This is a genomic window from Kocuria sp. ZOR0020 (assembly GCF_000800955.1).
Lineage (GTDB): Bacteria > Actinomycetota > Actinomycetes > Actinomycetales > Micrococcaceae > Kocuria > Kocuria subflava.
The window spans coordinates 1-21,120 of the sequence record NZ_JROX01000008.1 but is presented as its reverse complement, the minus strand read 5'-3'; the positions used below and the strand labels follow the sequence as shown (position 1 = coordinate 21,120).

Below are 21,120 nucleotides of genomic sequence, written 5' to 3'. Positions count from 1 at the left end.
GCAACCGCGGCAGGATTCGCCGTTCCGCGCGTTGTGAGCAGTGGTACTGACCGCGTGGAGTTCTCCGTGGTGGCGGGGCAGAACCTGCACAGTGTGGGCGCGGCCGGGCAGGAGGAGAACTACGCGGCAGGAATTCGCGCCTGGGCGCACCGGTGGCCGAATCTGGTGCGCGCCGATTTGGCCTCCAGCACGTTGCCCATCTACACCGCAGCAGATGAGATCCGGACGTTGGAGACCTGGCGGCAGCGTCTGGCCGCTTTCCCCGCAGCGTCGGATGTTGACCCCGCAGCCTGGGCCGATGCCGTCACCAAAGTTCAGCAGATGCTTGCAGATCTTCCCGCGGGTCCGTCCTGGCGGCCCGGTGTCCTGCACCGCGACCTCCATGAAAAACAACTGTTGCTGGATGCCGTCTCCGGCAGCATCGGACTGCTGGACTTTGACACTGCGGCCCTCGGTGATCCAGCACTGGATCTGGCCAATCTGGGGGTGCACCTGGACCTGCACAGCGCCCAAGGTGTGCTCAGCGCGCAGCTGCACACCGTGGCCACCAGAACCGTGACAGAGGTGGCCTGTGAGCTGGCGGTCACCGCACAACGCATGGAGGCCTACCGGGCTGCCACCCGCGCACGGCTGGTCTGTGTTTACGCCTTCCGTCCGCAATGGAAGCACCTTGCGCGCACGTGGGCACAAGACCTCATTCGAGACCTGTGAACGGGAGCCCCGGCGCAGTCGTGGAGTTGGTCACGATTCGGTGACATCCACCCCAGGTGACCTCGTTCTCATCTTGGTCTTATCTGGACCGGCAACCATATGCGGCATGAAGGTTTTGTGGTCGACTCTCAGCTTGGTGGTGGTGGGCGCGCTCGCGGTCTTCTTGTGGATCGCAGCCGCCTCCCCGTCCGATTCCCAGATCCTGCGCGATGGTGTTGTGGTGGAGGGCGGCCCGGCGTCGTCGTCCCCCCGGCCGTCAGGCACCGTGAGCACGCCCTCCGGGGACGACGACGGGGAGGACGAGCAGTCGGCGTCCCCGGACTCGGAGGGAGACACAGAAGCCGGGGGTGATACCGCCCCAGTGGCAGAAGCTCCCGTACCCGCCCCGGCCCCAGAGGCACCCGCGCAGGCCCCGGCAGCCCCCGCCCAGGTGCCCGTTCCGGTCCAGCCGGCACCCAATTACGCCTACAGCGGCGACTGGGACGACGACGACTGGGATGACGACCATGACGACTGGGACGACGACTGAGCTCGTTTTTGACTGAGCCTGAACCCCTGTTACAGTATTCCGCGTTGCCCCGATAGCTCAGTGGTAGAGCGCCATCTTGGTAAGATGGAGGTCCCGGGATCGATTCCCGGTCGGGGCTCTCGTGATGAGGGCCCGTGGCTCGCGTTGAAAAGCGCGAGTGCACGGGTTTCCCCATCCGTCCTGGCGGTGTAGCTCAGCTGGTTAGAGCGCACGACTCATAATCGTGAGGTCGACGGATCGAGCCCGTCCACCGCTACGGAATCGAAAGCCCGTGATCCGAGTTCAAGGATCGCGGGCTTTCTGCATTGTGGTTGTTGGTCGAACTGACAAGGAGCACCAGCGTGAGTGTTAATCCTGACGTCGCGGGCCGGACGTATCCGTCCATCCCTCCGTACCAGGTCTCCCGGGAGGCCATCCGGGCTTTTGCCCAGGCGGTCGGCGGAGAGAATCCCATCCACCAAGACCTTGAGGCCGCGCGCGCTGCCGGTCACGCGGATCTGGTGGCGCCGCCCACGTTCGCGATCATCGTGGCCCAGAAGGCCGAGGCCGCCGTGGTCGCCGATGGAGAAGCCGGAATCGACTTCTCCCGCGTGGTCCACGCAGATCAGCGCTTCACCCACCACCGCGCCATCGTGGCCGGGGACAACCTCACAGCAGCCACCACGGTGGACACTGTGCGTGCCGTGGGCACCGGAGCCATGGTGACCTTCCGCACCGAAATCATTGACGACGACGGACAAGCGGTATCCACCGCGTTGTCCTCACTGCTGGTGAGGGGAGAAGACCAGTGAGCACCAACACCACCCGCCCTGAGTTCGAGGCCTTGGAAAAGGGCCAGGAAGTCGCCACCCGCACGGTGGAGTTCTCCCGTGCGGACCTGGTTCGCTACGCTGCGGTCTCCGGGGACTTCAACCCGATCCACTGGAACCAGGACTTTGCCACCTCTGTGGGTCTGCCCAACGTGATCGCCCACGGCATGCTGACCATGGGTGCTGCCATGCAGGTGGTGGTGGACTGGGGAGGGGATCCCTCCGCCGTGATTGATGTCCAGACCCGGTTCACCAAGCCCGTGGTGGTGCCCAACCAGTTCGACACTGAGGTCCGTGCCTCCACGGCCTTGACCGTGTCCGCCAAGGTGGCCGCCCTTGATCCAGAAGCCCGCACAGCACGCGTGGATCTGACCGTGACCGCACCGGATCTCACGGACCCGGAGGCCACTGCCGACTCGGCTGCCGCGCTGAAGGTTCTGGTCAAGGCACAAGCTGTGGTGGCCTGCGCTTGAGGTGACTCGTCGCGGCGTCGTCGGCGCTGGAGGTGGGGCGTAAGTGCAGCGTCCGCTCCAGGCTGACCCGTCACCGGCGCCCACCGTGGCTCGTTAGGATGACGGTCATGACCGCCGAACCCACTGTGACCCTGGCCGAACTCACCACCACCGCTGTGGGCGGCCCGGTGGGCCACTATGTGCGCGCCGAAACTGAGGACCAGATCGTGGCAGCCGTGAAAGCTGCAGACGAGGCCGGTCAGCCCCTGCTGGTGGTGGGCGGTGGCTCCAACCTGTTGGTGGGAGATGCCGGATTCGACGGCACCGTGGTGCACGTGGTCACACGGGGAATCTACGTGGACCACTCTTCCGACTGTGCGGGAACCTTGGTGAGCGTGGCTGCGGGGCATCCGTGGGATCAGGTGGTGGCCTGGGCCGTGGAGAACGACCGCGTGGGCATTGAAGCCCTCTCCGGCATCCCTGGGACCACCGGGGCCACCCCCGTGCAGAACGTGGGTGCTTACGGGCAGGAGGTCTCCCAGACCATTGCCCGGGTCAAGGTCTATGACCGTGAGGCCGGGCGCCGCACCTCCTTTGCCTTTGCGGATCTGAAGTTCGGGTACCGCGATTCCATGCTCAAGCGCAGCACCGTGAACGGATCCCCGCGCTACGTGGTGCTTGAGGTCCAGTTCCAGTTCACCCACGGGGATTTGTCCAAGCCGATTCGCTACGGCCAGCTGGCACAGCACCTGGGGGTGGAGATCAACCAGCGTGCACCCATGACAGCGGTACGGGAAGCCGTTTTGGCGCTACGCGCCGGTAAGGGCATGGTCCTGGACGCCTCCGACCGTGACACGTACAGCACGGGTTCGTTCTTCACCAACCCGATTGTGGAAGAACATCAGGCCGATCAGATGGTGCCGCCGGAGGCTCCACGATTCCCGGTGGTGGATGCCGCCGGTGAGCCCGTGGGAGGCCGGGTGAAGCTTTCGGCCGCCTGGCTGATCGAGAATGCCGGCTTCACCAAGGGTTTCGGGTTGGAGGCCACCACCAACTCACGTCTGAATGTGAGTGGCTCCAGTGTTTCGGACGGGCGATCCTCCCTGTCCACCAAGCACACGCTGGCGCTGACCAACCGAGGTCAGGCCACCTCATCCGACATGGCCGCACTGGCCCGGACCGTGCGGGACGGGGTGCGTGAAGTCTTTGGGGTGGAGCTGGTGCCGGAGCCCGTGACCGTGGGCATGGATCTGTGACAGAACAGGTTGGTCCATGACTGAGCGTGGCCGGGTGGCACCCGATCCCGCAGAGTCTGAGCTTGCCGATGAACTGCGCCGGGGCCAGGACCGCAGTCACCCCATCCGGCGTCGCATTGAACGGTTCCAGGCCTGGTCACACAAGGGAACCAGGCTGCGCCGCGTCATGGTTCGGGGATCCATCGCCCTGATCGGATTCGCCCTGTTCATCGCCGGTGTGGCCATGCTGGTTCTGCCTGGCCCCGGATGGGTGTTCATCTTCCTGGGGATCGGCGCGTGGTCCATGGAATTCGACTGGGCGCATCGCCTGAACCAATGGGCGTTGAGGAAGCTCAGCGTGGTGTGGGCCCGCTGGCAGGCCACCCCGTTGATGCAGTGGTGGCGCTGGTGCCGCTCAGGTCCCCGTGGGCAAGCGGCAGACAACATCCACGGTGCGCAGCTCCAGGCCAGGGGAGAACCCGTGACCTTTTCAGCGCGCAACAGCTTCCCAGGTCACTGAAACAGCCCAGAAAAGTGACGAGATCATGCGTTGATGCACTCTTTCACCGCAAATAGTGCATCAACGCATGATCTCGATGGATCAAAGGGTGGAGCTCAGAGTGTGCCCACCGCGATCTTGAGCATGCGCCGCAGCGGCTCGGCAGCACCCCACAGGAGCTGATCGCCCACGGTGAAGGTGGAGATGTACTCCGGACCCATCTCCAACTTGCGGATACGGCCCACCGGAACCTCCAAGGAACCGGAGGAGGCCACCGGGGTCAGATCCACGGAGGAGGCCTCCTTGGTGTTGGGCACCACCTTGGCCCATTCGTTGTCGGCATCCAGGAGGCGCTCGATCTCCTCCACGGAGATGTCCTCCGTGAGCTTGAGCGTCATGGCCTGGGCATGGGAGCGCATGGTGGCGATCCGCACGCACAGACCGTCAATCGGAATGCGGTTCTCAGCGGTGCGGCCCAGGATCTTGTTGGTCTCGTCCCCGGCCTTCTTCTCCTCCCGGGACTGGCCGTTGCCCAGGTCGGAGTCGATCCACGGGATCAGGGAACCGGACAGCGGTGCGCCGAACTGCGTGGTGTCCAGTTCACCGGAGTGCTGCTTGGCCAGGATCTTTTTGTCGATCTCCAGGATGGCGGAGGCGGGATCCGCCAGGCCCTCGGCAACCTCGGTGTGGAGGTCACCGAACTGCTGAAGGACCTCACGCATGTGCCGGGCACCGCCGCCGGAAGCGGCCTGGTACGTCATGGAGGTCGCCCATTCGACCAGTCCGTTGCGAAAGAGCCCGCCCATGCCCATGAGCATGCAGGAGACCGTGCAGTTGCCGCCCACAAAGTCCTTGACACCGGAATCCAGCCCGGCATCAATCACGTTGCGGTTCACGGGGTCCAGCACAATGATGGAGTCGTCATTGCCACGCAAGGTGGAGGCGGCGTCGATCCACAGGCCGTCCCATCCACGTGCGCGCAACTGGCCGTGAACAGCGGAGGTGTAGTCACCACCCTGGGCAGTCACGATGATCGGCAGCGCTGCGAGCTTGTCCAGGTCGTGGGCGTCCTGCAAGGTTCCGGTGTCACCCAGACCCTCAATGGTGGGAGCCTGCGCGCCGGGGGAGGACGTGGTGAAGAAGACCGGGTTGATGTCGGCAAAGTCGCCTTCGGTCTTCATCCGGTCCATCAGCACGGAGCCGACCATGCCGCGCCAGCCGACCAGGCCGACGGAAGGGGTGGAGTTGGCGGTGGAAATCATGCTGTCCAGTCTACGGACCGCATCCGTGGGCTTCGAGGCGTGGTTAACGGATGTGAGACAGCTCGCAATCCGTGTGACCTCCGGCCAGGTTCAGGCCACCAGACCGGCGTACTGGGGAAAGCGTTTGAGGTAGTCCTGGACGTAGGTGCACGTGGGATGGATCAACGTCCCTGAGGCCCGGCAGCTGTCCAAGACCAGGGTGATCAACGTGCGGGCGTAACCCTGGCGGCTGAAGCGTTCGTCAATGATGGTGTGCTGCAGCTCCACGGCACCGTCGTTGCGGCGTTCCACGGCCACAAAACCGATGAACGTCTGCCCGTCCCACAGTTCAACCCGGTTCTTCTCCTGGTTGTCCGCCAGCTTCAGTTCAGGGTCCTCCCGGACCTGGGGCTCGGTGTACTCGGTGTTCTCCGTGCTCATGCGGGCCTCCTGTGTGGATTGTGGTCCATCCCACTCTAAACGGTGCTGCGCCGATCCAAACGGTGCTGCGCCGACAGCTCAGCTGGAACTGGCCTGGTCCTTCACCCATGTCTGCACTCGCCAGGCCACCCCGGTTCGGGACCGCGCCTGGTCCTGGTCCTCCGTCAGACGCCATCCGTTGCCCAGCTGGGGTGCGTGGGTGTCACCGTCAGCTGCGAGCTCCAGAACGGAGACCACAGCGCGGGTCACCGGGTGCTGCGGGTGCTGCAGCGCGTGCCGGTAGAGCTGGCCTCCGCCGATCACCCAGATCAACTCACCACCATCAGCCGCCTGTGCCCTCTCAACAGCATCCTCATAAGAGCTCACCACGACGACGTCGTCGGGGCCCACCGCTGCCCTCACGGACTCCGGTGCGGAGGTGATCACAATGTTGGTCCGCCCACGAAGCGGTCGGAATGTGGGGGGAAAGGACTCCCAGGTGCGGCGGCCCATGATGACCGGATGGCCCATGGTGGTGTCACGGAAGTGGGCAAAGTCCTCCGGAACGTGCCACGGCATGGTGCCGTCGTTGCCGATCACCCCGTCCACGGTCTGCGCCCAAATGGCCGCGATCTGCGGTTGTGCCGATTCTCCGCCCTGCATCAGACCGCAACCGGGGCCTTGATGGTGGGGTGATGCTGGTAGTTCACCAGCTCGATGTCGTCGAGCTCGTAGTCGAAAATGGTCGCCGGCTTGCGCTTGAACTGCAGCTGCGGATACGGGAAGGGCTCGCGGGTCAGCTGCTCGGCCACCTGCTCCTGGTGGTTGTCGTAGACGTGGACGTCCCCGCCCGTCCACACGAACTCCCCGGGTGCCAGGTCCGTCTGGTGAGCCACCATGCGAGTCAGCAATGCGTAGGCCCCGATGTTGAACGGCACCCCCAAGAACATGTCCGCGGAGCGCTGGTAGAGCTGGCACGAGAGCTTGGCCGGGCCGGACTCCTGGGGCTCCACCCAGAACTGGAACATGGTGTGGCAGGGCGGCAGCGCCATGTCATCAACCTCGGCAGGATTCCAAGCGGTCACGATGTGCCGGCGCGAATCCGGGTTGGTTCTGATCTGCTCGATCACCTTGGCGATCTGATCGATCGTGCCACCATCCGGTGTTGGCCAGGATCGCCACTGGACACCGTAGACGGGACCCAGTTCCCCGTTCTCATCCGCCCATTCATCCCAGATGCTCACGCCGCGTTCCTGCAGCCAGCGGACGTTGGAGGAGCCTCGCAGGAACCAGAGCAGCTCCAGAGCAACGGACTTGAAGTGCACCCGCTTGGTGGTGATCAGAGGGAAGGACTCGGAGAGGTCAAAGCGCAACTGGCGCCCGAACACGGAGCGGGTGCCGGTGCCGGTCCGATCTGACTTGTGTGCGCCGGTGGAGGCCACCTGGGCCAAGAGGTCCTCGTAAGGGGTGGGAATGGCTGGTGTGGTCACAGGGGTGCTCCTTGGGTCCGCGTGGTCGCGGCGATGGTTCATGTGCTCTGCTGAGCACAACACCTTGAGGGGGTTGGGTATTCGGCCGGCTCAGGGGTCAAACGGTTTGACGATCTCCAGGGACACAGCACGACGCCGATGCCGACGGGAGACCTGAAGCACAATCATCTGCCCCGGGGCCAGATAAGGGTCCTCACCAGGCAACATGTCCCGCAGCTCGGCGGGCAGATGGTGACACAGAACCTTCAAGGCAGTGGGCAGCACCGGGCGGTGCGTGCAGATGGCTGCTGACTTGTCCTTGTCGAACAACGTTTCCACCACGGCGGCAGCCTTGCGCGGGCTGCGCTTGTGGGAACCCTCCGTCAGTGCGGGGCGTTCCTTGACTTTGATCCCGGCGTTCTTGGCATACGGCGTCACGGTGGAGAGGCAACGCAGCCAGGGGGAGGAGATGACGCGCCCTGGTGACCAGGTCTGCAGCAGCTTGGTCACAGCCAGCGCCTGGCGTTTGCCGGTGGCAGCCAGGGGCCGGTCACCTTCGGCCCGGGACCAGGAGGAACGCGGCTTGGCCTTGGCATGACGCACCAGCAACACCGGGCGGACGGAAAGATCCCCTGCCTGGTGCAACTCGATCAGCCGCTTGAGTGGCTCGACGTCCGTGGTGTTGGTCAGCATCCGCCCGGCCTGCTCCGGGCTGACCCACCGCAACTCGTCCACTTCTTTGCCATCAGGCCGCCCATTGGTGAAGGCGGGCAGCTCGGCACTCCAGTAGTAGACGTGCTTGACGCCCGCTTTGACCTTGTAGGAGATGGCAGGCAGCGGGACACCCAATCGCACCTTCAGCCCGACTTCCTCCATGACCTCGCGGTACGCCGCCTCGGGGAGGGTTTCGTCGTCGTCAACCTTGCCCTTGGGCCAGGACCAGTCGTCATAGCGGGGACGGTGAATGACCAGCACCTCGATGCTGCCATCGGATGCGGGACGCCAGCAGAGGCAACCGGCTGCGCGGACGTCAGGGGAGGAGTCGGGGACCTGCGCCGAAGTGCGGTAAGCAGATTTGGGCATGAGGTTCCCTGTTTCCTCTCTGCAAGGCGGGCCACCCCGGTTCAGGGTGGGCCGCGCGCGGTTGGCTGGGCCAAGACATGCTAACCCGTCCCGGCGCATCGATCGCGCCCGGAGCGCTGCCCTGGGCCGTCATGAACGGCTGAACATCACGTCCACGTGCCACGGCTGAAAACCCAGGGCGCGGTAAAGGTTGAAGGCCACCGTGTTCTCCGCGTCCACGTAGAGCAAGACCTCATCCAGGCCCTGGGCAGCCAAATGGTGCAAACCTGCCACGGTCAAGGCTTTGCCCAGACCTCGCCCTTGCTGGTCAGGCGCCGTTCCAACCACATGCACTTCACCCCGGGCCGGTTCCGTTGAGGTGGCCGGGTGGACCTTGGTCCAGTGGAACCCGGCAATGGTGTCCGGATCATCCACGGGGTGAGCCAGCAAGAAACCCTGGGGGTCGAACCAGTCCTCGGACTCCCGCGCTCGCAGGTCCTCAAGGGTCATGCGCCCCTGCTCGGGATGGCGGGCAAAGGCGGCGGCATTGACCCTCAGCCACGCCTCCTCGTCCCGGCCCACCTCGAAGGCGCGCAGCGCCAGGCCCTCCGGGAGAGTTGCATCGAGCTCCTCCCGCACACCATCCAGCGGCATCAGCAGGCGGTGAAGTTCGCGAACGGGGGTGAAGCCCAAGGAATCAGCCAGTGATCGGGCAGCTGCGTGGTCACCGTGCGCCCAGGCATCCACCGCCGTGTCCTTGACCGCCGAGGTGGACAGTGCTGCTTCAATCAGGGCCCGCCCCACCCCGGCGCCACGGTGTTCCGGTGCCACCACGGCTTCCAGGACGGCCGGTTGTCCCCGGTGAGCAGCCGACTCATCTGTTGGCCCGGTTTCATCTGCTTCACCGGCGCCCGCGCTCCCGTGGATCACGACGGCGGCACCCACCAGTGCGTCATCGTCCACCGGGGTGGCGGATCGGGCGCCGATCAGCGTGACCGTCTCAGGGGCTGAGCGCAGCTGAACCAGCGTTTGATCCGAGAACGGGGGATCGCCGTCGTGATCTGCGGCCTGATTTCCCAGGGCAACCACGTCCTCAACGGTGAGCGGTCTCAGGTCTTCGCGGGCAACGGAAGGGGTGGGGTTGGTGTTCACGGTGGCCTGCCTTCCCCGTGGCCGGGTTCAGGCTTCGCCGCCGAACCTGCGCTCGGAGGAGCGGTCGGCGGACAAGCTGTAACCCACGTTGCGCACGGTGGTGATCATGTGTTCGTGGTCCGAGCCCAGTTTGGAGCGCAGACGCCGAACGTGGACGTCAACGGTTCTGGTTCCACCGTAGTAGTCATAGCCCCAGACCTCGGAGAGCAACTGGGAGCGGGTGAAGACTCGCCCCTGGTTCTGTGCCAGGAACTTCAACAGCTCGAATTCCTTGTAGGTCAGATTCAGGGCTTCGCCGTTGACGTGGGCGGAGTAGGCGGCCTCGTCAATGATCACGGAGCCCACGTGAATGCGCTGGTCATCCGTGTCCTCGGGGACCAGCACACGGGCTGAGGCCAGTCGCAGGCGTGCCTCCACCTCAGCGGGGCCTGCAGAATCCAGGACAACGTCATCCACCATCCAGGTGGAGGCCACGGCGGCCATGCCACCTTCCGTGAGCACCATGATCACTGGAGCTTCCATGCCCTTTCCCCGCAGCAGTTGGGCAAGGTTGCGTGAGGAGATCAGATCTTTGCGGCCGTCCACCAACACCAGATCCGCAGTCACGGCCTCCACCGGTCCGGAGACCATGCGAGTGGGCTGGACGGAGATCCTGTGGTTCAACAGGTCAAGGGCAGGCAGGACCGTTGCGGAAGGTTCCGTGGAGTCGGTGAGCACAAGGATCTCTAACAACCGGTTCACTCCTGAACTTTTTGGTGAGGCTTGAGGTGCCCGCCGACTGGTGGTGACCAGTATAGAAAACCGTGTTTCCGCCAGATTGCGGGTGGTTTCAACCGGATTGCGCAGGGATGACCCCGGCTGCCGCTATCGTGGGGCAGAACATTTCCGCCTTGCGGCCTCCCATTCGTTCGTGCGCCGCAGGCGCTGCCGTTCAGCTCCCTTGTGGTGGCGGCACCTTCTGCACCCGCTGTCCCCAATCCCTCACCCAGGAATCACTGCATGCGCTACATCAAGATCATCGTCACGTCCGTGGTGGCCCTGATCCTCGCCCTCGTAAGCGCGGCTGTGGGTGGAGCCGCGCCAGTGATCGTGGTGGTGGCCATGAGCGTTGTGGTCGGACTGGGCTGGTCCCTGGCGGTGGGAGTGCCCGCGCGTTACCGCCACAACGTGATCATCTTGATCAGCGGCATCCTGGCAGCTCTGCTGTCCTGGTTGCACCCGGAACAGCGGTTCGTGTGGCTGCCGGCCATCGTGGGCGTGGCGCTGATCGCCACGTTCATCGCGGAGCTGGTGCGTGGAGAAGGCGCCAAACACCGGCTGGAGTCCACCATTTCCTCTGTGGTGGCTGTTCTGGCCGTGGTCTCCAGCTCCGGGTGGATTGCGCTGTCCCAGTCCTTGCACGCAAGCGGACAGTCCCCGCTGACAGCTGTGCTGATCTCCGGTTTGGTCAGTTTTGTGGTCATTGGCGTCATCGGGGCCCGTTTGGTGGCCTCAGCGCCCCAGGAAGGACCCAAACGAGGCATTGCATCCTTGGCGGTGACACCCGTGGCCCTGTTGGGCCCGGCCGTTCTGTTCACCTCGCACTGGGTCGGCATCGTGGTAGCTTGAGGCCATGCTTGCTCTTGAGATTTTCTTCCTTGTTCTGCTGGTTCTGGCTTCCCTCTGCATCGCAGGCATCGCCGCGATCGTCCTGAAGGGTCTGTACAAGGGCCAGAAGTAATCGTGCCGGTCGAAATCCCCACAGACCTCACACCTGAACTTGTTCCCTTCGCCTGGTTGTTGGGTGAATGGGAGGGGGACGGATTCCTGGGCTACGCCGATGTTGACCAGCGCCCGTTCCGCCAGCACGTTCACTTTGTTCACCACGGACTGCCCTTCCTGGAGTACCGCGCTGAGACGCACCTGATCGACGACGACGGCCTTCCCTCGCGTCTGATCGCCGTGGAAAGCGGTTTCTGGCAGCTGGACCGCCGATTAGAGGACGGGGACTTGGGCCCCGGACTCATGCCGCCGGACGTTGTCCCCGTGCTGCGGGACGCCGAATCCGTGGAGCGACTGCGAACAGGCTCAGGCGGTTTCCCCGTGTTGGCCACCATCAGCAGGCCCGGGGGTGTCAGCGAACTCTACGTCGGAGAAATCAACGGCCCGCGGATCCAGCTCGGCACCGATGCCGTGATGCGCGCGGCCGGAGCCAAGACGTACACGGCCGCCACCCGCATGTTCGGATTGGTCAACGGAGACCTCTTCTGGGCTTGGGACATGGCTGCTGAAGGCCATGAGCTGGCCACACACGCATCTGCAGAGTTGAAAAAGAAGGACTGATCGCCGTGGCAGAAGCCGCCCAACTCTCGCCCGTGATGAATGCTGTCCACGGTGCCGTGCAGGCCACCGGGGCTGATACAGGCGTGGCAGCCCACTACGGAGATCCCCTGCGCGAACAACGCGCGTTGGTTCGCGGCCAGGCCGTGGTGGACCAGTCCCATCTGGGAGTGCTCACGGTCCAGGGCCCGGACCGTCTCACCTGGTTGACCACGTTGAGTTCTCAGGTGCTGACCGCCCTGGCTCCGGGCCAGAGCGCAGAAACGTTGTTCCTCTCCGTGCAGGGGCGGGTTGATTTCGCTCCGCACGTCCTGGATGACGGAACGCGGACCTGGTTGATCGTCGAAGCCCATGAGCTCCAGCCGCTCAAGGACTGGCTGGAGCGGATGCGCTTTGCCCTGCGGGTTGAGATCGCCGACCGCAGTGCTGACGTGGCCGTTGTTGCTGCCGTTCAGATGCCGGAGCATGTGCGCGCTGCATCTGCACGGCTCTCGGCAGTGGAGGAGGGTCTCCCGGAAACCGAGGCCAATGCGGGCATCGTCCTGATGTGGACGGATCCTTGGCCGGGTGTGCTCAACGGGGGGTGGGCCTACGGGATCACCGACGGGCATCCGGCGGCCGGTCGGTGCTGGCAGCAAGCTCTGGTGGCGCGCACGGAACTCGTGGACGTGCTCACAGGACCGGCTGCAGACGGTATGCAGCTGGCCGGATCCTGGGCTGCCGAGGCGCTGCGTATAGAAGCCTGGCGGCCCCGTCCGGGCGTGGACACGGATGACCGTTCCGTGCCCCACGAGCTGGACTGGCTGCGCACCGCCGTCCACCTGGAGAAGGGCTGTTACAAGGGCCAGGAGACTGTGGCCCGTGTGCACAACCTGGGGTATCCGCCACGGCGCTTGACCTTCCTGGACCTGGACGGTTCCGAACACACCGTGCCGCCAGCAGGTTCTGAGGTGCTCCTGGGGGACCGTGTGGTCGGTCGAGTGACGGCAGCACAGTTGCATCACGAAGCCGGCCCCGTGGCCCTGGCCGTCCTCAAGCGGGCCGTCGATCCAACGGCTGACCTGACGGTGCGGGCCGTGCCATCCACATCGGCTCAGCAGCCAGATGACGATTCTCACGACGACGCCCCGCTCGAACACTGGGCGGCGGCGCAAACCGTCGTCGTGCCGCCTGAAGCCGGACAAACTGTTCAGCGTGAGAAGGGTTTCCTGCGCGGGCCGCGCTGAGGCGGCCACACAAGCCTTGGGGGCGGTCACCACACTGTGGTGACCGCCCCCAAAGCATCTTCGCGACCCTGCTTGAGGACCGCTGCCAACTCAGCGGCCGAAGAGGATCTTGGCCTCGTTGTACCGGGCCTCCGGGACGGTCTTGAGGCCGTCCAACGCCTCGGAGAAGTCCACGCGCTGAACATCGGTGCCGCGCAGAGCCACCATCTGGCCCCATGCGCCATCGCGCACCAGATCCACGGCACCCATGCCGAACCGGGTGGCCAGCACACGGTCAAAGCTGGTGGGGGCGCCGCCGCGCTGAATGTGGCCCAGGATCGTGTTGCGGGTCTCGATCCCGGTGAGGCGCTCGATCTCTTGGGTCACGTAGTCACCGATTCCGCCCAGGCGCGGGCGGCCATCGGCTTCCAGACCCTTGTTGTGCAGAACCTCGTCAAAGCCTTCCGGAATGAAGCCCTCAGCAACCACCACCAGGGGGGAACGCCCGCGCTCGTGGACCTCGGAGACCCAGGCGGCAACCTGTTCCATGGGGACCTCCTGCTCCGGAATCAGAATGGCGTGGGCGCCGGCGGACATCCCGGAGTGCAGGGCGATCCAGCCCACGTGACGCCCCATGACCTCGGCCACCATGCACCGGTGGTGGGAGTCGCCGGTGGTGCGCAGACGGTCCATGGCGTCGGTGGCGATCTGCACGGCGGTGTCGAAACCGAAGGTGTAGTCGGTTGCCTGGAGATCGTTGTCGATGGTCTTGGGCACACCCACCACGGGCAGACCGGCATCTGCCAAACGCTTGGCACCTGCCAGGGTGCCCTCGCCGCCGATGGCCACAATGGCGTCCACGCCGAGCTTCTCAATGGTCTTGGCAATGTTCTCCGGGCCACCGTTGGGGCCGTCAAACGGGTTGGTGCGGGAGGTACCCAGGATGGTGCCACCCACGCGAGCCAGACCACGCACGGAGGAACGCGGAAGATCCATGATGTCGCCTTCAACAACACCGCGCCAGCCGTCCAGGAAGCCCACCAACTCGTAGTCATAGGACTTGATGCCGTGCAACACGGCACCGCGGATCACAGCGTTCAAACCGGGGCAGTCGCCACCGCTGGTCAGCAGACCGATCTTCATGTTTGCTCCTCCATGAGGTTGAGAAAGAGATCGAGGGAGGGGGTTGACCGGCGCTTGACGGCCACCCCGTGGTGGAGTGCCTCTCACGCCCACCCCCAGGTGAACTCCCCACCAGTCTAGGAGTTGATGCAACCTTCACCTTGCTTGTTGGCACCAGATGCCTCGCCCTGCGCAATGGTGCCGTGAACCCGCGGTGAACGGGGCGATCCCGGTGCCCAGGAGCATTAGGATGAGTGGTGAGTCACAGCACGCGGTGGGGGCTCGCCTCCTCACCTGCCTGCGTCATCCCCGCGTCACGCGGACACTGCAAAGGAGTGGTCGATATGGCAGAAGCCCCCAAAGAAAACCTCAGGGAGTTCATCGACAAGCTCGTGGAGCAGGGATACACCGTCCAGGAGGGCCACTCACCTGATCCCGATCTGATCGATCCCGGTGGATCGGCGGTGGAGACCTGGCGTGAGGGCTACCCGTACCAGGAGCGGATGTCCCGGGATGACTACGAGATGGAGAAGTACAAACTCCAGATCGAACTGCTCAAGTTGCAGTACTGGACCCAGGACAACAACCTGCGCCACATCATCGTGTTCGAAGGCCGTGACGCTGCAGGCAAGGGCGGCACCATCAAGCGCTTCATGGAGCACCTCAACCCGCGTGCTGCCCGGACCGTGGCACTGAACGCCCCCACCGAGCGAGAGCGGGGCCAGTGGTACTTCCAGCGCTACATCCAGCACTTCCCCACGTTCGGGGAAATGGTGATGTTCGACCGCTCCTGGTACAACCGCGGCAACGTGGAACGTGTCATGGGTTTCTGCTCGGATGACGAGTACGAGGACTTCATGAACCAGGCGCCGGCCTTTGAGAAGATGCTGGTGGATTCCGGCATCCACCTGACCAAGTTCTGGTTCTCCGTGACCCAGCACGAACAGCGCACCCGTTTTGCCATTCGCCAGATCGACCCGGTGCGCCGATGGAAGCTCTCCCCGAACGACCTCGCCTCCCTGGACCGCTGGGACGACTACACCTTGGCCAAGGAAGAGACCTTCCGGCGCACGGACGCGGACCACGCCCCGTGGATCACCATCAAGTCGAACGACAAGAAGCGCGCTCGCCTCAATGCCATGCGTTACTACTTGAACCAGTTCGATTACGACGACAAGGACACCTCGGTGGTCTATGAGGCCGATCCCTTGATCGTACGCCGGGGCCGGGACGCCGTCGACGACTGACACGAACCCCACCCGCCATGAAGCCGAGACCTCCGTTACGCCCCATCCCACACGGGATTTTGGGCCGTAACGGAGGTCTCGGCTTGTGGGGACGGGGGCTGCAGCTCAGGTGCGGTCGGCCAGTGCCCAGGCGGCTGCGGCGTTCACACCGGTGACCGTGAGCACGGAGGGCCAGGCGCCCATCTTCTTGGCCAACGGGTGGGAGAGGCCAAAGCCCAGCAGGTACGTGGTGCTGAGGGCTGCCGTGGTGATGGGTCCGGACTTGCGCCACCAGTTGTGCGCTGCGGCGGCACCTGCGGCGAACAACACCGCGCCACCCAGCGGGCGCACGCCCGTCCACCGGGCCACACCGTAGCCACCGATCAGCCCCACCGTGACCAGTGCAGATGTGGGGATCTGCTCGGTGGCAGCCTGTGCTCCCGTGTAGAGATCTGTGAGGTCTTCCCGCAGAGTCACCTGCGGGGCCGTGGACTTCTTGGACATGTGAACCTCTTCCGACGTACTGAGATCTGCGGGCGGGATGGCTGTGCTGCCATCCCGCCCCATGGTCACTTGGCTGAGCCCAGGAACTTCTCCAGGCGCTCGATGCCTTCGGCAAGGTCGTCGTCGCCCAGGGCGTAGGAGAGACGGAAGTAGCCGGACGGACCGAAGGCCTCGCCCGGGACCACGGCAACCTTGGCCTGGTTGAGCACCAGCTCGGCAAGTTCCGCCGAGGTCTGGGGCGTGACACCACCGAATTCCTTGCCCAGCAGGCCGCGAACGTCCGCGTAGGCGTAGAACGCACCTTGCGGGGTGGGCACCTCAACGCCCTCAATGGCGTTGAGGCCGTCCACAATCTTTCGACGACGACGGTCGAAGGCCTCCTTCATCTTCCCCACCTGGTCCATCGGGCCCGTGAGGGCTGCCAGGGCTGCACGCTGCGCGATGTTGTTGACGTTGGAGCTCAGATGTGACTGCAGGTTGCCGGCCGCCTTGATGACGTCCTTGGGGCCGATCATCCAACCCACTCGCCAACCGGTCATGGCGTAGGTCTTGGCCACGCCGTTGAGCACGATCACGTTCTCGGCCAGTTCGGGGCAGGCCCCCGCAATGGAGGTGAACTCCAGGCCGTCGTAGACCAGGTGCTGGTAGATCTCATCCGTGATGACCATCAATCCCTTGGCCGCAGCCCAGGCGCCCAGTGCCTTGATCTCCTCTGCCGTGAACACGGAGCCAGTGGGGTTGGAAGGGGAGCACAGCAGTAGCACCTTGGTGCGCTCCGTGACGTGTTCCTCCAGCATCCCCGGGTTGACCTTGTAACCACGCTCGGGGCCTGCGAACACCTCCACGGGCACACCACCGGCCAGGCGGATGGCTTCCGGGTAGGTGGTCCAGTAGGGGCTGGGCAGCAGGACTTCGTCGCCGTCGTCCACCACGGTCTGGAAGGCCTGGTACACGGCCTGCTTGCCGCCGTTGGTCACGATCACCTGGGAAGGATCCACGCTCCAGCCGGAGTCCCGTGCGGTGACATCGGCAATCGCCTGACGCAGTTCGGGCAGGCCCGATCCGGCCGAGTAGCGGAAGTTGGCGGGGTTCTTCAGTGCTTGCGCAGCAGCTTCCACGATGTAGTCGGGGGTGGGGAAATCCGGTTCGCCTGCACCGAAGCCGATCACCGGCTCACCGGCAGCCTTGAGTTCCTTGGCCTTGGAATCCACCGCCAATGTGGCCGACGGTGCAATGGCACCGATCCGGCGCGAAATACGGGATGACGTGGTGGGAGCGGTCTTGGGCGTTGGGTCTGACATGACCTTGGGGACCTCCTTGCGCCCTCACAGGCTGGCCGCGTGAGCAGTGCCTCTTTGGGGGCTGTGGCTGTAACAGGCGGGCGTGGCCCATGCTACCCGTGGGCGCCCTTGCCCTGGCATCGGGTGGTGGCCGTTCAATTGCCAGCCGTCGCGCGGTGGCTTAGACTCTGGCGCTGGTGTTCAACCACCATTGGTTTGTGATGCCCACAAGCGTTTCGTGATGACTGCAACGTTCAAGGCGTAGCGGGTGGCAACCAGTGGTAAGGTCTTTCACCGGTGTTCGACCCGGAAGCCAGCAATCTGCACGTGTGCGGCGGGGCTACGGGGTGGCATCACCTAGGGCAGTGGCGCAATTGGTAGCGCAGCGGTCTCCAAAACCGCAGGTTGCAGGTTCGAGTCCTGTCTGCCCTGCGTCGCACCATTGCGGGTGTGGCGCCGGAAGAATCGAATGTTCGGTGCTTCGGCCCACGCCCGTGTGGCACATCGACCCACACCGAGGGCAACGCGCGCAGTGCCTCGAGGAGAATGAATGTCGCAGACAACAGCCACCGATCGCCCCGGCGGCGAACCGGACGAAGCCCCCTCGGGGATCTTCGGCCGGATCTTGCTGTTCCTGCGCCAGGTCCTCGGCGAACTGCGCAAGGTGCACACCCCCACACGCGCGGAACTTGTGCAGTACGTGCTGGTGGTTCTGGTTTTCGTGGCCTTCATGATGGCGCTGATCTCCGTCTTGGACCTCGGCCTCGGACAGCTGGCCATGCTGGTTTTCGGTGAGGGCACGATCGCCAACTAGAGCGCGGTTCGGCCGCACCGGCACCCCAAACGGATGCCTGCGGGAGTGCACTGATTCCGTCCGGTACTCGGAAGTTCAAGAAATCAGGCTCACCCGTAGGACTCACGGAGACCCTTGGGTCTCACACAGAGCAGAGGAAAGCAGGACACCTGAAGTGACCGAGCACCAGGCTGAGAACGACGTCGAACTCAACGCCGACTCCCCGGCCGAACAGCCCGTGGCTGAGCCGGCCGATCAGGCTGCCCAGGAGCCCACTGACTCCCTTTCCGTCCAGGAAGCGGACCTGCAGTTCGCGGATGACGCTCAGGCGTCCCCGGAGGTCGCCGCAGCCCAGGCCCCTGCGCAAGAGCAGGACGCTGAGGCCGCCGATCCCCGCGCCGAATTCGCTGCCAAGCTGCGGCGCCAGGAGGGCGACTGGTTCGTCATCCACACCTACGCCGGTTACGAGAACCGCGTGAAGACCAACCTGGAGACCCGCATCCAGTCCTTGAACATGGAAGAGGACATCTTCCAGATCGAGGTCCCCATGGAAGAGGTCGTGGAGATCAAGAACGCCCAGCGCAAGACCGTGCGCCGCGTCCGGATCCCCGGTTACGTGCTGGTTCGCATGAACCTGACCGACGCCTCCTGGGGCGCTGTCCGCCACACCCCGGGTGTCACCGGGTTCGTGGGTCAGGACGCCTACAACCCCAACCCGCTGCGGATCGATGAAGTGGTTGACATGCTCAACCCGGTCTTCGAGACCCCGCAGACCGCTGCCGACGGCGAGGCTCCCGCCGCCGCTGGTGGTGTCCCTGCAAAGGCTGCTCCGGCTGTGACCGTGGACTTCGAGGTCGGGGAATCCGTGATCGTCAAGGAAGGCGCATTCGCAACCCTTCCGGCCACGATCTCCGAGATCAAGGTCGAGTCCCAGCAGCTGGTGGTTCTGGTTTCCATCTTCGAGCGCGAAACCCCTGTCACCATTGCTTTCGATCAGGTCTCCAAGATCTGATCATTCCCGCCGCCTCCTTGATAGGGACGCACCGCGGTCGACGACGACCGCCACGGCCGGCTTGCTGGCCCCAAAACTTCGGCCAGCCCCGGGACACGCTTTGCCCAGGGCTGTGCCGTCCGGTCACCGCGCCACGGTGACCACCCGCCGTCGTACGCTCCTGTGCGGCGGTACGTTCAGCAGAAAAGGACCATCACCATGGCTCCCAAGAAGAAGGTCTCTGGCCTGATCAAGCTGCAGATCCAGGCTGGTGCCGCCAACCCGGCTCCGCCCGTTGGCCCCGCGCTCGGTGCGCAGGGCGTCAACATCATGGAGTTCTGCAAGGCCTACAACGCGGCCACCGAATCCCAGCGCGGCAACATCATCCCCGTGGAGATCACGGTCTACGAGGACCGTTCCTTCACCTTCATCACCAAGACCCCTCCGGCCGCTCAGCTGATCAAGAAGGCTGCCGGCATCTCCAAGGGTTCCGGCGTCCCGCACACCCAGAAGGTCGGCAAGATCACCTGGGACCAGGCACGTGAGATCGCCACCACCAAGCAGGAAGACCTCAACGCCAACGACGTTGAGCAGGGCGCCAAGATCATTGCCGGCACCGCCCGCTCCATGGGCATCGAGGTCGAGTGATTCGGGTTCTCCCGAACACCTGAGCTCCACCCGCTGGCAACAGCAGACAGACAACACGTGGCAGGGCCGAGCGCGGTCCGTAACGACCACGACTGCACAAGGAGAAGAAGCAGATGGCCAAGCGCAGCAAGGCGTACAAGGCAGCAGCAGCCAAGATCGAAGAGGGCAAGCTCTACACCCCCGCTGAGGCGGTTGCCCTGGTGAAGGAGATCAACTCGTCCAAGGCAGATGCAACCGTTGAGGTTGCCATGCGCCTGGGTGTTGATCCCCGTAAGGCAGACCAGATGGTTCGCGGCACCGTGAACCTGCCCAACGGCACCGGCAAGACCGCCCGCGTGGTGGTTTTCGCCCAGGGTGACAAGGCAGCAGCGGCTGAGGCCGCAGGCGCTGACTTTGTGGGTTCCGATGACCTCATCGCCAAGGTGGCCGGTGGCTGGGTGGACTTTGACGCCGCCGTGGCAACCCCGGACATGATGGGCAAGGTGGGTCGCCTGGGCAAGGTCCTGGGTCCCCGTAACCTCATGCCGAACCCCAAGACCGGCACCGTGACCATGGACGTGGCCAAGGCTGTTGGAGACATCAAGGGCGGCAAGATCGACTTCCGCGTGGACAAGCACTCCAACCTCCACTTCATCATCGGCAAGTCCTCCTTCGACCAGAAGGCTCTGGCGGAGAACTTCGGTGCAGCTCTGGAAGAGGTGCTTCGTCTGAAGCCGTCCTCCTCCAAGGGCCGTTACGTCACCAAGATGACCGTGGCCTCCACCTTCGGCCCCGGCGTCCCGGTTGACCCGAACGCAACTGAGGTTTCGACCGACTGATTTCGGTCGACTCATCGAGCTGGTGGCAGTTCGGTACGGCATCATCACCTGATGGCGTACCGAACTGCCACCAGCTTTTGTGTGCCCTGTGCCGGGTGACGCCGCAGGGCTCGGTCCGGAGTGCGGCCTGCCGGTAGTGTGGACGGACGTCGCAGTCGTCACGAAAGGTCCGTTGTGAGCATCCCGCAGCCGGTGGTCATTCAGCAGGTCCGCATCCCGGACACCTTTGACGACGACGCCGCCCAGGTCTTGGGTGAAATCGCTGAACTGGTGCGCCGCTCCCGCGAGTCCGTGTGGGGCACGGGGGATCTGGTCAACGATGCCGAGGACCTGTTCCGGGATCTGCATGACCCGTGGGAACGGGTGGTGTTGCTGACCGCTCGAACTGACGGACAGTTGGCGGGGCGCGCGGAGGTGCGGCTGCCGTTGATCGTGGAAACACGCAGCGCCCAGATCTTCCTGGCAGTGGACCCGGATCATGAGACCGGGGGAGTGGGATCCGAACTGTTGGCGGCTGCCGAGTCCGTGGCACAGTCGGAGGCCCGCCGCGTGATGGTGATTCATTCCGAACACCCGGGCCCGCAAGACATCCAAGGCGATGGCCGAATCGGCTCGGCCACGGGTGCCTTGCCGAT

Annotated in this window: 25 protein-coding genes and 3 tRNA genes; 18 read left to right on the top strand and 10 right to left on the bottom strand. The window is 64.5% G+C overall.

Going from position 1 to position 21,120, the window contains the following annotated elements; genetic code table 11:
• From L979_RS00825 to L979_RS00790, 8 genes are all read left to right on the top strand, one after another.
• Positions 1 to 711, top strand: a 711-nt coding sequence (locus tag L979_RS00825; RefSeq protein WP_156125271.1) for a phosphotransferase family protein, incomplete at its 5' end; no start/stop codon positions are given.
• Between the two features lie 106 nt (positions 712 to 817).
• Positions 818 to 1,240 (top strand): hypothetical protein, encoded by a 423-nt coding sequence (locus tag L979_RS00820; RefSeq protein WP_156125270.1) that lies wholly within the window; start codon positions 818 to 820, stop codon positions 1,238 to 1,240.
• 46 nt (positions 1,241 to 1,286) lie between these two features.
• Positions 1,287 to 1,358, top strand: a tRNA-Thr gene (locus L979_RS00815).
• Positions 1,359 to 1,422: 64 nt separating this feature from the next.
• Positions 1,423 to 1,496 (top strand) — tRNA-Met (locus L979_RS00810).
• 85 nt (positions 1,497 to 1,581) lie between these two features.
• Positions 1,582 to 2,031, top strand: a complete 450-nt coding sequence (locus L979_RS00805; RefSeq protein WP_047688114.1) for a MaoC family dehydratase N-terminal domain-containing protein — start codon at positions 1,582 to 1,584, stop codon at positions 2,029 to 2,031.
• Positions 2,028 to 2,522, top strand: a complete 495-nt coding sequence (locus L979_RS00800; protein WP_047688113.1) for a MaoC/PaaZ C-terminal domain-containing protein — start codon at positions 2,028 to 2,030, stop codon at positions 2,520 to 2,522. The genes L979_RS00805 and L979_RS00800 overlap by 4 nt, the downstream gene beginning before the upstream one ends.
• A 98-nt stretch (positions 2,523 to 2,620) precedes the next feature.
• Positions 2,621 to 3,757: a UDP-N-acetylmuramate dehydrogenase gene (locus tag L979_RS00795; RefSeq protein ID WP_369792950.1), complete on the top strand. Its 1,137-nt coding sequence runs from the start codon at positions 2,621 to 2,623 to the stop codon at positions 3,755 to 3,757.
• 16 nt (positions 3,758 to 3,773) lie between these two features.
• Positions 3,774 to 4,256, top strand: coding sequence for a PGPGW domain-containing protein (locus L979_RS00790; protein ID WP_052209280.1), 483 nt, complete (start codon positions 3,774 to 3,776; stop codon positions 4,254 to 4,256).
• A 95-nt stretch (positions 4,257 to 4,351) separates the two neighbouring features.
• On the opposite strand, the gene asd is transcribed toward L979_RS00790, so the two are convergent.
• The 7 genes from asd to L979_RS00755 form a co-directional block, all read right to left on the bottom strand.
• A complete protein-coding gene (gene asd / locus L979_RS00785) occupies positions 4,352 to 5,497 on the bottom strand; it encodes an aspartate-semialdehyde dehydrogenase (RefSeq protein ID WP_047688110.1) in 1,146 nt (381 codons plus the stop codon).
• Between the two features lie 90 nt (positions 5,498 to 5,587).
• Entirely contained in the window at positions 5,588 to 5,917 is a 330-nt protein-coding gene (locus L979_RS00780; RefSeq protein WP_047688109.1) for a GNAT family N-acetyltransferase, read from the bottom strand.
• 78 nt (positions 5,918 to 5,995) lie between these two features.
• Positions 5,996 to 6,559, bottom strand: coding sequence for a dihydrofolate reductase (locus L979_RS00775; protein WP_047688108.1), 564 nt, complete (start codon positions 6,557 to 6,559; stop codon positions 5,996 to 5,998).
• Entirely contained in the window at positions 6,559 to 7,428 is an 870-nt protein-coding gene (locus L979_RS00770; RefSeq protein WP_052209279.1) for a thymidylate synthase, read from the bottom strand. Before L979_RS00770 ends, L979_RS00775 begins: the two co-directional genes overlap by 1 nt.
• A gap of 48 nt (positions 7,429 to 7,476) precedes the next feature.
• Entirely contained in the window at positions 7,477 to 8,448 is a 972-nt protein-coding gene (locus L979_RS00765; RefSeq protein ID WP_047688104.1) for an NUDIX hydrolase, read from the bottom strand.
• A gap of 129 nt (positions 8,449 to 8,577) precedes the next feature.
• A complete protein-coding gene (gene mshD / locus L979_RS00760; protein ID WP_047688102.1) occupies positions 8,578 to 9,579 on the bottom strand; it encodes a mycothiol synthase in 1,002 nt (333 codons plus the stop codon).
• A 27-nt stretch (positions 9,580 to 9,606) separates the two neighbouring features.
• The gene (locus tag L979_RS00755) at positions 9,607 to 10,311 is read right to left on the bottom strand and encodes a response regulator transcription factor (RefSeq protein ID WP_047688101.1); all 705 of its coding nucleotides are present in this window, start codon (positions 10,309 to 10,311) and stop codon (positions 9,607 to 9,609) included.
• Positions 10,312 to 10,578: 267 nt separating this feature from the next.
• On the opposite strand from L979_RS00755, the gene L979_RS00750 reads away from it, so the two are divergent.
• The 3 genes from L979_RS00750 to L979_RS00740 all read left to right on the top strand — a co-directional run bounded on the left by L979_RS00750 (position 10,579) and on the right by L979_RS00740 (position 13,124).
• Positions 10,579 to 11,187: a hypothetical protein gene (locus L979_RS00750; protein WP_047688100.1), complete on the top strand. Its 609-nt coding sequence runs from the start codon at positions 10,579 to 10,581 to the stop codon at positions 11,185 to 11,187.
• 114 nt (positions 11,188 to 11,301) lie between these two features.
• Positions 11,302 to 11,901, top strand: a complete 600-nt coding sequence (locus L979_RS00745; RefSeq protein ID WP_047688098.1) for an FABP family protein — start codon at positions 11,302 to 11,304, stop codon at positions 11,899 to 11,901.
• 35 nt (positions 11,902 to 11,936) lie between these two features.
• Positions 11,937 to 13,124, top strand: coding sequence for a folate-binding protein YgfZ (locus L979_RS00740; RefSeq protein ID WP_047688123.1), 1,188 nt, complete (start codon positions 11,937 to 11,939; stop codon positions 13,122 to 13,124).
• 90 nt (positions 13,125 to 13,214) lie between these two features.
• Here the strand turns inward: L979_RS00740 and L979_RS00735 are convergent, their stop codons facing one another.
• Entirely contained in the window at positions 13,215 to 14,246 is a 1,032-nt protein-coding gene (locus tag L979_RS00735; protein WP_047688097.1) for a 6-phosphofructokinase, read from the bottom strand.
• Between the two features lie 323 nt (positions 14,247 to 14,569).
• Here L979_RS00735 and ppk2 point away from each other — a divergent pair, with 323 nt between their 5' ends.
• Positions 14,570 to 15,472, top strand: coding sequence for a polyphosphate kinase 2 (gene ppk2 / locus L979_RS00730; protein ID WP_052209278.1), 903 nt, complete (start codon positions 14,570 to 14,572; stop codon positions 15,470 to 15,472).
• Between the two features lie 105 nt (positions 15,473 to 15,577).
• Here ppk2 and L979_RS00725 read toward each other — a convergent pair whose 3' ends face one another.
• Complete coding sequence (locus L979_RS00725; protein WP_231559330.1) at positions 15,578 to 15,955, bottom strand: hypothetical protein; 378 nt, start codon at positions 15,953 to 15,955, stop codon at positions 15,578 to 15,580.
• 65 nt (positions 15,956 to 16,020) lie between these two features.
• The gene (locus L979_RS00720; RefSeq protein ID WP_047688096.1) at positions 16,021 to 17,256 is read right to left on the bottom strand and encodes a pyridoxal phosphate-dependent aminotransferase; all 1,236 of its coding nucleotides are present in this window, start codon (positions 17,254 to 17,256) and stop codon (positions 16,021 to 16,023) included.
• 338 nt (positions 17,257 to 17,594) lie between these two features.
• Between L979_RS00720 and L979_RS00715 the strand changes: the two genes are divergently transcribed.
• From L979_RS00715 to L979_RS00690, 6 genes are all read left to right on the top strand, one after another.
• Positions 17,595 to 17,667, top strand: a tRNA-Trp gene (locus L979_RS00715).
• A gap of 118 nt (positions 17,668 to 17,785) precedes the next feature.
• Complete coding sequence (secE, locus tag L979_RS00710) at positions 17,786 to 18,049, top strand: preprotein translocase subunit SecE (RefSeq protein ID WP_047688095.1); 264 nt, start codon at positions 17,786 to 17,788, stop codon at positions 18,047 to 18,049.
• 154 nt (positions 18,050 to 18,203) lie between these two features.
• Entirely contained in the window at positions 18,204 to 19,040 is an 837-nt protein-coding gene (gene nusG, locus L979_RS00705) for a transcription termination/antitermination protein NusG (protein ID WP_047688092.1), read from the top strand.
• Between the two features lie 198 nt (positions 19,041 to 19,238).
• Complete coding sequence (rplK, locus tag L979_RS00700) at positions 19,239 to 19,667, top strand: 50S ribosomal protein L11 (RefSeq protein WP_047688090.1); 429 nt, start codon at positions 19,239 to 19,241, stop codon at positions 19,665 to 19,667.
• A gap of 113 nt (positions 19,668 to 19,780) precedes the next feature.
• Positions 19,781 to 20,485 carry a 50S ribosomal protein L1 gene (gene rplA, locus L979_RS00695; protein ID WP_047688088.1) on the top strand — a complete coding sequence of 235 codons (705 nt, stop codon included), beginning with the start codon at positions 19,781 to 19,783 and terminating at the stop codon, positions 20,483 to 20,485.
• Positions 20,486 to 20,659: 174 nt separating this feature from the next.
• The coding region (locus tag L979_RS00690; protein WP_047688086.1) for a GNAT family N-acetyltransferase at positions 20,660 to 21,120 on the top strand (461 nt) is incomplete at its 3' end.

Coding starts and splice junctions, on each gene's coding strand:
- L979_RS00820 (WP_156125270.1), top strand. CDS start 818: ATGAAGGTTTTGTGGTCGACTCTCAGCTTGGTGGTGGTGGGCGCGCTC.
- L979_RS00795 (WP_369792950.1), top strand. CDS start 2,621: ATGACGGTCATGACCGCCGAACCCACTGTGACCCTGGCCGAACTCACC.
- L979_RS00790 (WP_052209280.1), top strand. CDS start 3,774: ATGACTGAGCGTGGCCGGGTGGCACCCGATCCCGCAGAGTCTGAGCTT.
- asd (WP_047688110.1), bottom strand. CDS start 5,497: ATGATTTCCACCGCCAACTCCACCCCTTCCGTCGGCCTGGTCGGCTGG.
- L979_RS00780 (WP_047688109.1), bottom strand. CDS start 5,917: ATGAGCACGGAGAACACCGAGTACACCGAGCCCCAGGTCCGGGAGGAC.
- L979_RS00775 (WP_047688108.1), bottom strand. CDS start 6,559: ATGCAGGGCGGAGAATCGGCACAACCGCAGATCGCGGCCATTTGGGCG.
- L979_RS00770 (WP_052209279.1), bottom strand. CDS start 7,428: ATGAACCATCGCCGCGACCACGCGGACCCAAGGAGCACCCCTGTGACC.
- L979_RS00765 (WP_047688104.1), bottom strand. CDS start 8,448: ATGCCCAAATCTGCTTACCGCACTTCGGCGCAGGTCCCCGACTCCTCC.
- L979_RS00750 (WP_047688100.1), top strand. CDS start 10,579: ATGCGCTACATCAAGATCATCGTCACGTCCGTGGTGGCCCTGATCCTC.
- L979_RS00740 (WP_047688123.1), top strand. CDS start 11,937: ATGAATGCTGTCCACGGTGCCGTGCAGGCCACCGGGGCTGATACAGGC.
- L979_RS00735 (WP_047688097.1), bottom strand. CDS start 14,246: ATGAAGATCGGTCTGCTGACCAGCGGTGGCGACTGCCCCGGTTTGAAC.
- ppk2 (WP_052209278.1), top strand. CDS start 14,570: ATGGCAGAAGCCCCCAAAGAAAACCTCAGGGAGTTCATCGACAAGCTC.
- L979_RS00725 (WP_231559330.1), bottom strand. CDS start 15,955: ATGTCCAAGAAGTCCACGGCCCCGCAGGTGACTCTGCGGGAAGACCTC.
- L979_RS00720 (WP_047688096.1), bottom strand. CDS start 17,256: ATGTCAGACCCAACGCCCAAGACCGCTCCCACCACGTCATCCCGTATT.
- secE (WP_047688095.1), top strand. CDS start 17,786: ATGTCGCAGACAACAGCCACCGATCGCCCCGGCGGCGAACCGGACGAA.
- rplK (WP_047688090.1), top strand. CDS start 19,239: ATGGCTCCCAAGAAGAAGGTCTCTGGCCTGATCAAGCTGCAGATCCAG.
- rplA (WP_047688088.1), top strand. CDS start 19,781: ATGGCCAAGCGCAGCAAGGCGTACAAGGCAGCAGCAGCCAAGATCGAA.